Annotated in this window: 15 protein-coding genes; 8 read left to right on the forward strand and 7 right to left on the reverse strand. The window is 69.6% G+C overall.

The window, feature by feature from the left end; translation table 11 throughout:
- Positions 1-16: 16 nt before the first annotated feature.
- Positions 17-496 (reverse strand): NADH-quinone oxidoreductase subunit B family protein, encoded by a 480-nt coding sequence (locus GPY60_RS03880; protein ID WP_156686321.1) that lies wholly within the window; start codon positions 494-496, stop codon positions 17-19.
- Positions 493-855: an ArsR/SmtB family transcription factor gene (locus GPY60_RS03885; protein ID WP_156686445.1), complete on the reverse strand. Its 363-nt coding sequence runs from the start codon at positions 853-855 to the stop codon at positions 493-495. Before GPY60_RS03885 ends, GPY60_RS03880 begins: the two co-directional genes overlap by 4 nt.
- Before the next feature lie 320 nt (positions 856-1,175).
- Here GPY60_RS03885 and GPY60_RS03890 point away from each other — a divergent pair, with 320 nt between their 5' ends.
- The 5 genes from GPY60_RS03890 to GPY60_RS03910 all read left to right on the forward strand — a co-directional run bounded on the left by GPY60_RS03890 (position 1,176) and on the right by GPY60_RS03910 (position 7,184).
- Positions 1,176-2,756 (forward strand): proton-conducting transporter transmembrane domain-containing protein, encoded by a 1,581-nt coding sequence (locus GPY60_RS03890; protein ID WP_156686322.1) that lies wholly within the window; start codon positions 1,176-1,178, stop codon positions 2,754-2,756.
- The gene (locus GPY60_RS03895) at positions 2,753-5,359 is read left to right on the forward strand and encodes a DUF2309 domain-containing protein (RefSeq protein ID WP_156686323.1); all 2,607 of its coding nucleotides are present in this window, start codon (positions 2,753-2,755) and stop codon (positions 5,357-5,359) included. The genes GPY60_RS03890 and GPY60_RS03895 overlap by 4 nt, the downstream gene beginning before the upstream one ends.
- Positions 5,341-5,664: a P-II family nitrogen regulator gene (locus GPY60_RS03900; protein WP_156686324.1), complete on the forward strand. Its 324-nt coding sequence runs from the start codon at positions 5,341-5,343 to the stop codon at positions 5,662-5,664. The genes GPY60_RS03895 and GPY60_RS03900 overlap by 19 nt, the downstream gene beginning before the upstream one ends.
- Positions 5,665-5,688: 24 nt before the next feature.
- On the forward strand, positions 5,689-6,306 hold the full coding sequence (locus GPY60_RS03905) for a carbonic anhydrase (protein WP_156686325.1): 618 nt from the start codon (positions 5,689-5,691) through the stop codon (positions 6,304-6,306).
- 98 nt (positions 6,307-6,404) lie between these two features.
- Positions 6,405-7,184, forward strand: a complete 780-nt coding sequence (locus tag GPY60_RS03910; RefSeq protein ID WP_156686326.1) for a DUF6671 family protein — start codon at positions 6,405-6,407, stop codon at positions 7,182-7,184.
- Positions 7,185-7,196: 12 nt separating this feature from the next.
- Here GPY60_RS03910 and GPY60_RS03915 read toward each other — a convergent pair whose 3' ends face one another.
- Both GPY60_RS03915 and GPY60_RS03920 read right to left on the reverse strand, forming a co-directional pair.
- Positions 7,197-7,520 (reverse strand): helix-turn-helix transcriptional regulator, encoded by a 324-nt coding sequence (locus GPY60_RS03915; RefSeq protein WP_156686327.1) that lies wholly within the window; start codon positions 7,518-7,520, stop codon positions 7,197-7,199.
- A 41-nt stretch (positions 7,521-7,561) separates the two neighbouring features.
- On the reverse strand, positions 7,562-8,326 hold the full coding sequence (locus GPY60_RS03920; protein ID WP_156686328.1) for an alpha/beta fold hydrolase: 765 nt from the start codon (positions 8,324-8,326) through the stop codon (positions 7,562-7,564).
- Positions 8,327-8,386: 60 nt separating this feature from the next.
- Between GPY60_RS03920 and mhuD the strand changes: the two genes are divergently transcribed.
- Both mhuD and GPY60_RS03930 read left to right on the forward strand, forming a co-directional pair.
- Positions 8,387-8,707, forward strand: coding sequence for a mycobilin-forming heme oxygenase MhuD (gene mhuD, locus GPY60_RS03925; RefSeq protein ID WP_156686329.1), 321 nt, complete (start codon positions 8,387-8,389; stop codon positions 8,705-8,707).
- Positions 8,694-10,043 (forward strand): serine hydrolase, encoded by a 1,350-nt coding sequence (locus tag GPY60_RS03930; protein ID WP_156686330.1) that lies wholly within the window; start codon positions 8,694-8,696, stop codon positions 10,041-10,043. Before mhuD ends, GPY60_RS03930 begins: the two co-directional genes overlap by 14 nt.
- 12 nt (positions 10,044-10,055) lie before the next feature.
- On the opposite strand, the gene GPY60_RS03935 is transcribed toward GPY60_RS03930, so the two are convergent.
- A complete protein-coding gene (locus GPY60_RS03935) occupies positions 10,056-10,964 on the reverse strand; it encodes an alpha/beta fold hydrolase (RefSeq protein WP_231639305.1) in 909 nt (302 codons plus the stop codon).
- Between the two features lie 161 nt (positions 10,965-11,125).
- Here GPY60_RS03935 and GPY60_RS03940 point away from each other — a divergent pair, with 161 nt between their 5' ends.
- Positions 11,126-11,722 (forward strand): TetR/AcrR family transcriptional regulator, encoded by a 597-nt coding sequence (locus tag GPY60_RS03940; protein ID WP_231639307.1) that lies wholly within the window; start codon positions 11,126-11,128, stop codon positions 11,720-11,722.
- A gap of 26 nt (positions 11,723-11,748) precedes the next feature.
- Here the strand turns inward: GPY60_RS03940 and GPY60_RS03945 are convergent, their stop codons facing one another.
- Together GPY60_RS03945 and GPY60_RS03950 are read right to left on the reverse strand one after the other, a co-directional pair.
- Positions 11,749-12,282: a histidine phosphatase family protein gene (locus tag GPY60_RS03945; protein WP_156686333.1), complete on the reverse strand. Its 534-nt coding sequence runs from the start codon at positions 12,280-12,282 to the stop codon at positions 11,749-11,751.
- Entirely contained in the window at positions 12,279-13,046 is a 768-nt protein-coding gene (locus GPY60_RS03950) for a CbtA family protein (RefSeq protein WP_156686334.1), read from the reverse strand. Before GPY60_RS03950 ends, GPY60_RS03945 begins: the two co-directional genes overlap by 4 nt.
- Position 13,047: the final 1 nt, after the last annotated feature.

Below are 13,047 nucleotides of genomic sequence, written 5' to 3' on the forward strand. Positions count from 1 at the left end.
GTCGCCAACGCCGGGGTCACCTTCCGGTCACCGATCGCAGCGCGGTGATGATGTGGGTCGGGTCCGGCGGACACCCCGCGATTTCCACATCGATGGAGACCACATCGGCAACCGCGCCCACCACACCATAGGCGCCGATGAACGCGCCCTGGTTCAAAGCGCAGTCCCCGCAAGCGATCACCCACCGCGGACGCGGGGTGGCCTGGACCGTCGCGCGCAACGGGTCGGCCATGTTGCGTGTGACTACTCCCGTCACCAGCAGCGCGTCGGCATGTCGCGGTGAGGCCACCAACCGCGCACCGAACCGCTCGGCGTCATACACCGGGCCGAATGCGCCGGCAATCTCTACCTCACAGCCATTGCACGAACCCGCGTCGACATGCCGTATTTGAAGCGAACCACGCGGCGCCGCAGTCAATCCGGCCTCTCGTTGCCGGGCCGGTGGCGCGGGCTCGGTGATCCGGCCGACCCTGAAGACTTTCCCGATCCAGCTCATCGGCGCTTTGCCACGCGCTCTGCGCGCAGGTCTTCCAAGACCGCAACCCGGTCGTTCAGCACACCGGTGAGGACCTTGCGCGCCACCAGAAGCAACTCGGCGATGTCCGGCGACGCGATCGAGTAGATGACCGTGTTGCCGTCCCTGAATGCATCGACGACCCCCGCCCGCCGCAGGACCCCGAGCTGTTGCGACAGATTCGACGATTCAAGCCCTACCTCGGGTAACAGCTCGGCGACCGACTTGTCCCCCGTCGCCAGCAGCTCCAGAACTCTGATCCGCGCCGGATGCCCCAGGGTCTTGAAGAACTCCGCTTTCAGCTTGTACAGCGGCTCCGACCCGAGCCCTCCCTCGCCCAGCAGCCGTCGACGGAGGACAAGTTAAAAAATTTATCAGTTCGTATCCCCGCCCCCCCGCCGATCACCGCCCCTCCCGTGGCCCGTAGGAGTGGTCCTGTGCCGCCTTTCGACGCCGAGAACTGCGGCAATGCCTGTCGGGCCGGCCGTTCTATGACTTCGAGCACACACCGGGGTGGGGCGTCCACCGGACTCCGTCGGGCACCGCAAGGTGCGTGATTGCGATTCGTTTTTCGCGAAGCTTGACATACGTATTTTTCTTCGCGTATTGTGTATCGCATGACCGATGGATCTGTCCACCTGGCGACCGGTGGTGATCACCGGTGAGCACTCTCCTCCTGGCGGTTGTCACATTGCCGCTGTTGGCCGCGCTCGGTGCGCTGTGTGCAGGCTCGAAACACCACCGTCTCGTTGGTCGTCTGGGCGCCTCGGCCGCCGGGGCGGGATTCGTCGGTGGTTGCGTCTTGGCGTTCTACGTGACCGCCCAAGGTTCCGTGTCCGCGACCCTGAGCCCGGGGGGCACCTTGATGGCCGGGGTGACGGCCAACCGGCTCAGCGCACTGCTGCTCGTGCTGGTGTTCGGGGTCAGCACCGTCGCGCAGGTCTTCGCTCTGCGCTACCTGGCGGGTGACGATCGGGCGATCTGGTTCACCGCGGGCACCGGGATTCTCACGGCCGCGTCCGGCGGCCTGATGACCTCGGCGACCCTCATCGGGTTGGCGCTCTGCTGGACGACGGCCGGTACCGCGCTGTGCATGCTCCTGGCGACCTATTGGGACCTGCCCGCGGCCCGCGAGGGTGTGCGGCGGACGGCGACGGCGTTCGCCCTGGGTGATCTCTGCCTGTGGGTGGCGGTCGGCCTTGTCACCGCGCAATCGGGCAACGTCAACCTGATCACGCTGAGCGCCAAGCGATTCGAGCACTCTTCCCCGACGCTGATGGTGGCCGCGGCATTGGTCGTCGTCGCGGCCTTGTCGCGCTCGGCGCAGATTCCCTTCCATCGCTGGCTGCCGGCCACCCTGGCCGCACCGACCCCGGTCTCGGCGCTCCTGCACGCCGGAGTGGTCAACGCCGGCGGCGTACTACTGGTGCGGTTGAGCCCCCTGGTGAGCGGATCGGCCGGCGCAATGGTGCTGGCGTTCGCCGCCGGCGCGCTGAGCGTGGTCTACGGGGCCGTCGTGATGCTCACCAAAACCGACATCAAGGGCTCGCTGGTCTACTCGACGGTGGCCCAGATGGGTTTCATGATCATGACCTGCGGGCTCGGCCTGTCCGCGGCCGCCGTCTTCCACCTGGTGGGTCACGGCTTCTACAAGGCCACGCTGTTTCTCTCCTCCGGGTCGGCCATCGCCAAACGCCGGCAGAAAGAAGCGCGGCCCGCCGCGAAGGCGCCGACCCCCGCCCGGTGGGCGGCGATCGCGGCAGCCGCGACCCTCCTGCCCGCCGCGGCGCTCTACACTGCCGCGCGAATCGTGAAAGTGCCTGCGGGCGAACATGGCTCGGCGGAGGCGCTGCTCGTCTTCGCCTGGGCGACCGCCGCGGCGGCGCTGACCGCCTGGCTGGCGCGCAGCCCGGGAGTCCGCGCGGCCCTGGCCGGCGCGTCGGCGCTGCTGGTCGCCGCGGTCGCGTACGTGGCATTCGTCGGCGCCGTCACGGGATTGCTCGGTCCGGACCTGCCGCCGGTCACCGTGCCCTCCGCATCGTCGGCCGGCATCGTCGCCCTGGCCGTCATCCTCGGCGCGCTGGCCATGCTGCGTCAGGCGCCGCCGGACGGCAGGACCGGCGACATCCAGCGGGCGATCTACGCCAAAGCCGTTACCTCCGGTCATGTTTCAACTTCACGGCCGCAGGTTCCCACCACCACCCACACGTCGACCCGCCACCTGACAGGAGCGCACCGGTGACCATCGTGGCCGACCAACTCACTACCGACACCCACCGCGCACAGTTGCGCAGCGAGGTGGCCCTCGCCGCCCGGGTGCTGCCGACGCACTACCCACTCGAAACCTTCATCGCGGTGAACCCCTTGTCCGGACTGGAATCCCTGCCGTTCGAGCAGGCGGTCCGGCGTGCCGGTGACCTCTATGGCGGCGCCGGCGTGCTCGACGAGGTGACCTATCGCGAGCTGTACCGCGCCGGACGGATAACCGACGCCGACCTCGAGTCGGCGCTTCGCATGCGCTATCCCGCCCTAGTGGACGGCAAGTCCATCCGGCTCGGTACCCATGTGCTGACACCGGGCGCACTGCTGCGCGCCGATCTGCTGCACGGCAGCACCGCGCCGAAGCCATCGCGCCGCAACACCTTTCGCAGTGAACGAACGGCGCCGCCGGTCGCGGACCAGATCGACGCGCAGGCCGCCAAGTGGTGTGCGGCCTACTTCGGCTCCCCCGCGGCGGCCTGGCCCATGCCCGATCGCGACAGGGGCTTCTACCATGCCTGGCGGCGGCTGGCCCCGGGCGACCACAAGCTGAGCCGACGGGCGCGGGCCGCACTGCGCGAGGTTCCCCATCGTGCCGATGACGCCGCCCTGCGCGCTCTGCGACAGCTCGAAGTGGCGGACGACGAGCGAATCCCCTACCTGCAAGCGCATTTGACCCGGCTCCCGGGTTGGGCGGCACACATCCGATGGTCCGCCGGCCGCGGGGGGGGCGTGACGCTGCTCGACTACCTCGCAATGCGCCTGACCTACGAAGCGGTCCTGCTGTCCCACACCTCGCGGAAACAAAGGCCCGCGCCGCCGCCGACCACCCCGGAGGTCGTGCCCTCCGCCCGCGAACGAGCCGCCGCGCTGGCCCAGGAGCTGGGTGTCGAGCACGTCACCGACGACGATCTGGGCGCGGCGGCACGCGTGCTGTCGGCGTTGCCGGTCAGCGCCCGGCCGATGGTGTGGCAGCAGGCCTTCGAGGGGCACTACCGCGACGCGCTGCTGCGCTCGCTGACCGGCCCCGGGGCTCACCCGGGCCACAAACGGCCGGCCGTCCAGCTGGTGTGCTGCATCGACACCCGGTCGGAGGGGCTGCGCCGCCACTTCGAAGCCCTCGGCGACCACGAAACCCTGGGCTTCGCCGGGTTCTTCGCCGTCGCGATCCGATTCACCGGCCTGCTCGGGGGAGCGCCGAACGATCTGTGCCCGGTGCTGATCAGCCCGGAGCACGAGGTCATCGAAGGTCCCGCACCGGGCGCGGGCGACGCCGCGCGGCGCGTTCGCGAGGGCGGCGCGATCATGGGCGGCGCCGACGCCGCCTTCCACGCCGCCAAGCAGTCTCTGGTTGCGCCGTTCGCCCTGGCCGAGGCGGCGGGCTGGGCCGCCGGCCCGTGGGCTGCCGCCAAGACGCTGAGCCCGCTGGTCACCGGCGCGCTGCGGCGGCGCCTGCGCGACCGCCTGGCGCCGCCCGCCCCCACGGTGCTCTCGGTCAACGACACCGTCGCGCTGAACCAGCGCGCCCTCTACGCGCAGGTGGCACTGACCACCATGGGGCTCACGGACGGATTCGCGCGCGTCGTCGTCCTGTGCGGGCACGGCAGCATGACCGAGAACAACCCGTATCAGGCGGCGTTGGAGTGCGGCGCCTGCGGCGGGCAAGCGGGCGGCCCCAATGCCCGCACGGCGGCCGCGATCCTGAACGACGCCGAGGTCCGCGCCGCACTGCGGGACGACGCGGGGATCACCATTCCGGACGACACCCGGTTCATCGCGGCTCAGCACGACACGGCGACCGACACGGTCACCGTCCTCGACCCGCATCTGGTCCCGGAAAGCCACCGGGCGGACGTCCAGCGCCTCGTCAAAGACCTTGGCGTCGCCGGCGCCGCGCTGTCCGCCGAACGCTGTCGCGAACTGCCGGGCGGCGTCACCGACCCCCGCCCCGCGCGGGCGGCACGGCACGTCACCGCCCGATCCCTCGACTGGGCGCAGGTCTTCCCCGAGTGGGGGCTGGCCAACAACGCGGCGTTCATCGTCGCGCCTCGAGAGCTCACCCGGGGCATCGACCTGCGTCGGCGGGCCTTCCTGCACTCCTACGACGCCGACATCGACCCGGACGGCACCGCGCTCGAAACCATCCTGACCGCGCCCATGGTGGTGGCCCAGTGGATCAACTGCCAGTACTACTTCTCGACGGTGGCGCCGGTGATGTTCGGGGCGGGCACCAAGACCATCCACAACGTCGTCGGCGGAGTCGGTGTGCTGTCCGGACACGGTGGTGACCTGCAACTGGGCCTGCCGCGCCAGTCGATCACCGACGGCCTGTCCTTCGGACACGAACCCATGCGGCTGCTGACCGTCGTGCAGGCGCCGCTGCAAAGCATCGACTCGGTGATCGAACGAAATCCGATCCTGCAGCACCTGTTCGGCAACGACTGGGTCTGCCTGGCAGCCCGGGAGAACGCCCATCAGGACTGGCAACGCTGGACCCGATGCGGCTGGCGGCGCTGGGATGCCGCCGCCGCGACCGACCCGAACACCACCGACCAGGAGGCGACCCCATGTCAACAAACGGCCTGACCAAGATGACCAAGATCGAGGTCGTCGTAGCGGGGGAGGACGTTCCCGCGGTCAAAGACCAGTTCCGCGGCGCCGGCGCAACGGGATTCACCAGCGTCTCCGGCGTCTCGGGACTCGGCCATCACGGCTACCACCAAGGCCGGCTGCTGTTCAACCAACAGGCGGCGCTCGAAATGCTCATCACCGTTGTCCCGGACGACAAGTCCGAGGCGTTGATCGCCGGACTGCGCCGCCTGCTCGACGGCTCGCCCGGGGTCATGTTCGTCACCGACACCTACGTGAGCCGACCCGAGTACTTCAGCTGAATCCCAACAGGAAAGGAAACCACCATGTCCAACCCCCTATCCGCCTGGCAGCGCCTGCAAGCCGGCAACGAAAGGTTCTGCACCGCAGTCCATTCCCCGCGGTTCCGGAAGACGGCCGAGAGCCGGAGCCCCGTCGCGGTCGTGTTCCGCTGCGCGGACTCCGACGTGGCCAGCGAGGTGGTGTTCGGCCAGGGCCGCGAGTCGCTCATCGACATCAGCACCTGGGGCCACGTCATCGACACGGGCGTGCTGGCGACCGCGGAGTATGCGGTGGGCACGCTGATGACGCCGCTCGTCGTCGTGCTCGGCCACGCCGACTGCGCGGCGATGCAGACAGCGCTCACGGCCTGGACCAACGCCGAGTTCCCCGACGGCGCTTCGCGGGCGGTGATCGAGCAGGCGATGTCATCGCTCACCCGGCTCGACGCGCACGTCACCGACGCCGACGAGCTGTCCGCCGCCCACGTGGTGCACACGGGCGCCTCGCTGCTGCACAAGTCGCCGGTGATCGCCAAGGCCGTCGACACCGGGCGGACCGCGATCGTGTGCGCCGTCACCGACGGCAAGGACGGCCGGCTGCGTGCGCGCGCGACGTTCGGTGACGTTCCCGAAAGCCGGTCGGCATTGCTGGAATGCGTGTAGGCGGGCTCCGGAAATCGTCTGGGGCGCATGGTCGCAACGCCGACGGCTATGCCGGCGCGGTGTTCGCGATGGGCACCATGCACGGCAAGGAGCGCCAAGTGGCGCCTCCTTTCGACGACGAGCTGGGCGCGCGCGTCGTGGCGCCGCCCGGCATCGACACCGACCAGTTCGGCACGTTCACTTCGGAGGTGAGCAGGACGTTGACGCCGCTGGCGGCGGCCACCGCCAAAGCCCGCCTGGCCATGCGCACGTCCGGAGTGCCGTACGGCCTGGCCAGCGAGGCGAGCTATGACGCCTGGCTCGGCATGCTGCCGATGCACGCGGAGATCCTGGTGTTCATCGACGACACCCGCGGCATACGGGTGGTCGAGGGCATCAACACGCCCGGCGGGCCCGGCCCTCCTCAGCGGGTGAACTCGGCCGACGACGCCGTCGGCGCGGCGCGGGAGTTCGGATTCCCGCGCCAGGGAGCGGTGGTCAAGGCGAGTGTCGACGGCGGCGTGCGGGTGTTCGGCAAAGGCATCACCGACTCCGGCACGCTCGTCGACGCCGCCGGCACGGCGCTGGCCGCGGCGTCGGACCGCCGGGCCTGGGTCGAACCGGACCTGCGGGCACATCACAACCCCAGCCGCCGCGACGTGCTCGCCGCGTTGGCCCGGCGGCTGGCGCGCCGGCTGGCGACACCCTGTCCGAAGTGCGGGTGCCCGGGCTACGGCAAGGTCGCGGTGCGCGACGGCCTGCCATGCCGGGTGTGTGGCAGCCCCACCACCCTCACGGCAGCGGACGTCCACGGCTGTCCGGCGTGCGACCAACGCGCCATCGTCGCCCGGGAGGGTGTCTGCGCCGAGGCTCGGTTCTGCCCGGAATGCAACCCGTGAACGAGGTGCCGATCAGGACAGCGCCGCGACGAGCTCCCCGACCGTGTGGCTGGACTCGAGCGGGTGGCGCAGCTTGCCCTTCGGGTTGAGCTCGTAGACGTTGCGCCGGCCGACCTTCGACTTGATGAGGTAACCCTCGTCGGTCAGGTCGGTCAGGATCGCCTGCACGGAACGCTCCGTGATGCCGATCCGCAACGCCAGTTCCCGGGCCGTCAACGACTCGCCGGTCGACACGCACAGCAGCACGTGAGCGTGATTGGTGAGGAACGTCCAGGTGCGCTCGGGCGGCTCGACAGCGGGCCGCGCTGCCGCCCTCCCCTTTCGAGCACCGTCCACGGCGACATCGTACTACATCGAAATTCGCGTAAGGGCCTTCGTTAATTGGCCAGCGGGGTTAGCAGGGACTCGACCGCCCCGCGGTAGGCCAGCGGCGCCTCGTCGTGGATCAGGTGTCCCGCCTCGGGGACGCGCAGATAGGTTGTCGGGCTGTCCCTTTCGGCCATCGATCGCATCTGCCCTGAGGGCGTCACCGAGTTGCCCGCCTCGATCAGCAGCACCGGCGCGCGCACCGCCCGCCACTGGTCCCAGTACTCCCTGGTACCCCACTCGGCGGCGATCTCAATCCAGCGCGCGGTGTGGCCGTGCAGCCGCCAGCCCGTGGCCGTGCGGTCGAAGGCGTCCAGGAAATACTGCCCGGCCACGGGCCCGAACTCACTGAATACCTGCTCGGCCGAGCCGAACTCGACGGGCAGGGCGTGCAGCCACTGCTCCCAGGGGCCGGTCGTGCGTCCCACGAAGTTCGGTGCCATGTCCTCGACCACGAGCGCAGAAACCAGGTCCGGACGCTCCGCCGCCAGGTACCACGAGTGCAGGGCGCCCATCGAGTGCCCGACGAGCCTCGCGGGCGTGCCGAGCGCGCTCACCGCGTCGGCCAGGTCGGCGACGAACCGCTCGGTGCTGATCGGGTGGGGATCGTCGACGTCGCGGCCCCGGTGCCAGGGGGCGTCGTAGGTGTACACGGTGCCCAGCTCCGCCAGCCACGGGATCTGGCGCGACCACGTGCTACCCCGGCCCATCAGGCCGTGCACCAGCACCAACGGCTCGCCGCGCCCGCCGCGGCAGGTCAATAGATCGGTGGCCACATCACCATCTTGCGCGGTCCGGCCGCCGATGGAAGAGGCGCGACGCGGTAGCCTAGCCAGATGCCACCAGTGGTGAAGATCAATGCCATCGAAGTGCCCGCCGACGCCGGCCCGGAGCTGGAGAAGCGATTCGCACACCGGGCGCACGCGGTCGACAACCAGCCCGGTTTCCTCGGGTTCCAGCTGTTGCGCCCCGTCAAGGGGGAGAACCGCTACTTCGTGGTGACTCAGTGGGAGTCGGAAGAGGCCTTTCAGGCGTGGGCCAAAGGCCCCGCCATCCAGGCGCACGCCGGTGAGCGGGCCAATCCGGTCGCGACGGGTGCGACCCTGCTCGAGTTCGAGGTCGTGATGGACGTTGCCGGTAAAGATGAGGCAGGTTAGCGGGCGGTCCGCTCGGCGCCATGCGGTGGCGTTGTGCGCCGCCGCCCTGGTCGCGGCCCTCACGCCCGGGTGCACCCCCGATCCGTCACTGGAGGCGAAGGCGGCGAACCCGGGCCGGGGCATAGACACGCGGACCCCTCCCGGGCTCCGGGCGCAGCAGACGATGGACATGCTGAACTCCGACTGGCCGATCGGCCCGGTCGGGGTCGGCACCCTCGCCGCTCCCGACAAGGTCGAGCCGGTCGAGGCCACCATGGAGAAGCTGTGGTGGGACCGTCCGTTCACCCTCGCGGGCGTGGACATCTGGGCCAGCGTGGCGACGCTGCACCTGATCTCTTCCTACGGCGCCCGCCAGGACATCCGCCTGCATACCGACGACGAGGGGCGGGTCGACCGGTTCGACCTGGAGACGCAGCCGCCGAAGGTGTCGTCGTGGCAGGACATCGACGCGCTGCTGAGCAAGACCGGTGCCCGGTACTCCTACCAGGTGGCCAAGGTCGACCAGGGCCGCTGCGACCGGGTGGCCGGCACCAACACGAGCGAATCCCTGCCGCTGGCTTCGATTTTCAAGTTGTACGTGTTGCATGCCCTCGCCAACGCGGTCAAGACCGGGGCCGTGTCGTGGGACGATCAGCTGACGGTTACCGAGAAGGGCAAGGCGGTCGGCTCGTCGGGCCTGGAACTGCCTGTGGGAGCGCACGTTTCGGTGCGTACGGCCGCCGAGAAGATGATCGCCACCAGTGACAACATGGCGACCGACCTGCTGATCGAACGGATGGGCACGCACGCCATCGAGGAGGCCCTCGTCACGGCGGGGCACCACGACCCGGCCAGCATGACCCCTTTCCCCACCATGTACGAGCTCTTCTCCGTCGGCTGGGGTCAACCGGATGTGCGCGACCAGTGGAAGAACGGCTCGCCGCAGGTTCGGGCTCAGCTTCTGGCACAGGCGAATTCGACGCCCTACCACCCCGACCCCACGCGTGCGCACACGCCGGCGTCGTCGTACGGGGCGGAGTGGTACGGAAACGCCGAGGACATCTGCCGGGTGCATACGGCGCTGCAGGCCGACGCGGTGGGCGCCGCCGCACCGGTCCGGCAGATCCTGTCCGCGGTGTCGGGCATTCAATTGGACCGCAACGTGTGGCCCTACATTGGCGCGAAAGCCGGTGGGCTGCCCGGGGATCTGACGTTCAGCTGGTACGCCGTGGACAAGACGCACCAGCCGTGGGTGGTCAGCTTCCAGCTCAACTGGCCCCGCGACCACGGGCCAACGGTGACCGGTTGGATGCTGCAGGTCGCCAAGCAGGCGTTCGCGCTGATCGAGCCGCGCTGACCGTCCCGCGTGTCAGGTCGACGCCGGATCAGCCCGCGATCCGGGGGATAGCGATTCCACCACGTCGACGAGCGCGTCGGCGCCCTCCCAGTTCAGCAGATGGCCGGCGTCGGGCACCGTGACCAGCCGTGCACCCGGTATCCCGGCGGCGAGGCGTTGCGAATGAGTCGGCGGGGTGCTGCGGTCGGCCGAACCGATCATGACGACCGTCGGGATCGAGATCTCGCCCAGGCGCGGGTAGCGGTCCTCGCGCCCGAACGCACGCAGGATCGGCGTCAGGGGCCCGTGCTCGCGAATGTGCTTGTCGAAGATCTCGATGAACACCGAAATCATTGCGGGAGAAGGGGTTGCGCCGCTTTGGGCGGCCCCGAACAGCACGCCGCCGACCCGCGTTCGCACCAGCCAACCCATGAGCCCTGACTTCATCAGCGGGATCTGCAGCCTGTTCTGCGGCGCGCCGTCGTGGATCCGGCCCGCCCATGTCGCGAACAGCACGAGCCCTCGCAGCCGGCCGGAGACTTCGGAGTGGTCGAGCACCGCGCGGACCGCGACGAAACCGCCCATGGAGTGGCCGACGAGCACGCCGTCCTCAACGCCGAAGTGCCGCAGGACCGCCGCGTAGTCCTCCGCCATGGGCGCGGACCCCGCACCCACCGAACCGAGCGTGGAGCGGCCGTGTCCTCGTTGATCGAAGGCGATGAGGCGGTGGCCTCGCGCGAGAAGCCGGTCCCAGACGATGTTCCACTCGCCGAGCGTGCCGCCGTAGCCGTGCGCGAAGACGATCGAGGGGCCCGCGCCGGCGGTGACGGCGCGAAGCACGGTCCCGTCCGGTCTAGCGATGAAGTGTTCCTCGCCGGACTGTTCGGTCGCGAGGCGCTCGCGAGGATAGGGGTCGGGGTTGTTCTCGATCCGCGCGACCACCGATCTCGCGGCATAGCGTGCGGCCGCACCCAGGAACCCGACGAGGACTGCGCCGCGAAGTGAATTCGTAAGACCGCCTTTGAACGGCATCGCGCCCCTAGCTATTATTCGGAGACTGTCTCCGGAACTATACGGAGATGGTCTCCGGTTGTCTACGGGAGGTGTCGTTGGCAAAAACGCGGCCGTTACGCGCGGATGCCGCCCGCAACCGTGCGCAACTGCTCGACGCCGCTCGTGAGGCGTTCGGCAATTACGGTGTCACCGCCTCGCTCGACGATGTAGCGCGCGCGGCGAACGTCGGACCGGGCACGTTGTACCGGCACTTCCCCACACGCGACGACCTGGTCCTTGCAGTCATCGACGAGGGGCTCGCGGACCTGCACCGGCTTGGAACCACCCTGCTTGGCGAACCTGACGCTCTGGATGCGTTGCGGCGCTGGCTGCGCGCCTACATCGATCAGGGCAGTACCTTCGACGGCTTGGCTCGCACGCTGGCCTACCCGCCGCCCGCGGCCGGGGCTAGCGGCGCCTGCCACCTGGCCCGGGAGGCCGGGGCAGGATTGGTCAGGCGCGCGATCGACGAGGGGTTGGTGCGTGACGACGTCGACATCCGCGATGTGCTGGACCTAGCGGCGGCCATCGCATGGCTGGGGGAGCAACCCGACCGATCGGCAGATCAGCGGCTGCGGCTGCTGGAAGTAATCGTCGACGGACTGCGCGTCCCCCGTTCCTCGATCAGTAAGCGTGAGACGCGTTGACGATGCACTAGCTGTGCCGGGGACGTCTAAACGCGCAACGTCCAACGGCCGTCGCGGAGGTGCAGGACGGTATGGCTCGCGGGCGCAACGTCGATGCGCCAGAACGACTTCGACGGCGCGTCCAGGGCATGGAGGATCGCTGCCCGGATCACCGCGGGGTGCGTCACCGCCACCGTGGACCGGCTCAATGACCCCAGCCACGCCGACACTCGCTTGGCCAGGTCGGCGATCGACTCACCCCCGTGGGGCGCACACTCCGGTTCGGCCAGCCACGTCTCGAGGTGTCGCACATCGATTGTCGCCAGCGGGCGACCGCGCCACCCGTCGCAATCGAGGTCCGCCAGCGCGGGCTCGACGACCGGTCGCAGACCCAGACGCTCCGCGGTTTCCCGGGCGCGCCGTTCGGGAGCGGTGAGATGACGGCAGTCTTGTTGGCCCGCAAGCGATTCGACCTGACGCCGGCCGACGTCGGTGAGCGGCTCGTCGAGGGGAAAGCGCCCGGCCGCCATCGCGTCGGTCATCGCGTGCGACACCAGCGTCAGCCGGACGACCTCGCTCACGCCCGTACTCGTTCCTCCAGCGTCCGCCGGGAAAGGGTCGCGAAGACCACACCGATGGTCGTCCACAGCACCAGTTGCGCGCCCAAGGCGAGCAACCGGAATTCGTAGAGCACGTCCGCGGGAAACCCGGGATAGGCGATCCCACCCGTCCCGTCGCGCAGCGGTCCCGGCGTCTCGTCGACGTCCGGCAGCAACACCATCACCGCGGCGACCGCCGCCAGATACGCGCCCGCCGCGGCCAGCCCCGCGTTCCACGAGCCCAGTCGGGCGGCGAGCCGGCGCGCCAGCCACGCCGCCGCCACCGCGGCGGCCACCGACGCCAGCACCATCGTCAGGTACCAGCCGGTGCGCGCGTCGATGGTGTCGGCCTGGCCCACCGCGGGCGGATTCGGCGGATACTTCACGAACGGCACGAGGTAGACCGCGCCGAAGGCTGCCGCCGCCAACATCAGCGAAAGCCGTTGGAGAGCAAGATTTCTCACACGCGCGAAGACGATGCGGAACAGCACGGCGAATAGCGCACCCATCGCCACGCCGAACACCAGCACGCCGAATCCCAGCCCGGCGTTGGCCTGGACCCCGCGGCTGAACAGCTCGGCCCCATGCTCGTGGACCCCACGCGCGTTCTCGGCGTCGAGCCGGCCGTCCTCGTAGGCGACCGCACGGCCGATGACGGGTTCGGCGAACACGCGGGCGAACGCAAACGCGAGCACCGCGCCGATCGCGCCCGCCAGGAGACCGCGCCCGATCAGGCGTTTCTCCATG

Source organism: Mycobacterium sp. Marseille-P9652, assembly GCF_902652685.1.
Classification (GTDB): Bacteria; Actinomycetota; Actinomycetes; order Mycobacteriales; family Mycobacteriaceae; genus Mycobacterium.

Bases quoted from the DNA above. Each gene is read 5' to 3' on its own strand.
- GPY60_RS03880 (WP_156686321.1), bottom strand. From the start codon at position 496: ATGAGCTGGATCGGGAAAGTCTTCAGGGTCGGCCGGATCACCGAGCCC.
- GPY60_RS03900 (WP_156686324.1), top strand. From the start codon at position 5,341: ATGTCAACAAACGGCCTGACCAAGATGACCAAGATCGAGGTCGTCGTA.
- GPY60_RS03905 (WP_156686325.1), top strand. From the start codon at position 5,689: ATGTCCAACCCCCTATCCGCCTGGCAGCGCCTGCAAGCCGGCAACGAA.
- mhuD (WP_156686329.1), top strand. From the start codon at position 8,387: ATGCCACCAGTGGTGAAGATCAATGCCATCGAAGTGCCCGCCGACGCC.
- GPY60_RS03930 (WP_156686330.1), top strand. From the start codon at position 8,694: ATGAGGCAGGTTAGCGGGCGGTCCGCTCGGCGCCATGCGGTGGCGTTG.
- GPY60_RS03950 (WP_156686334.1), bottom strand. From the start codon at position 13,046: ATGGAGAAACGCCTGATCGGGCGCGGTCTCCTGGCGGGCGCGATCGGC.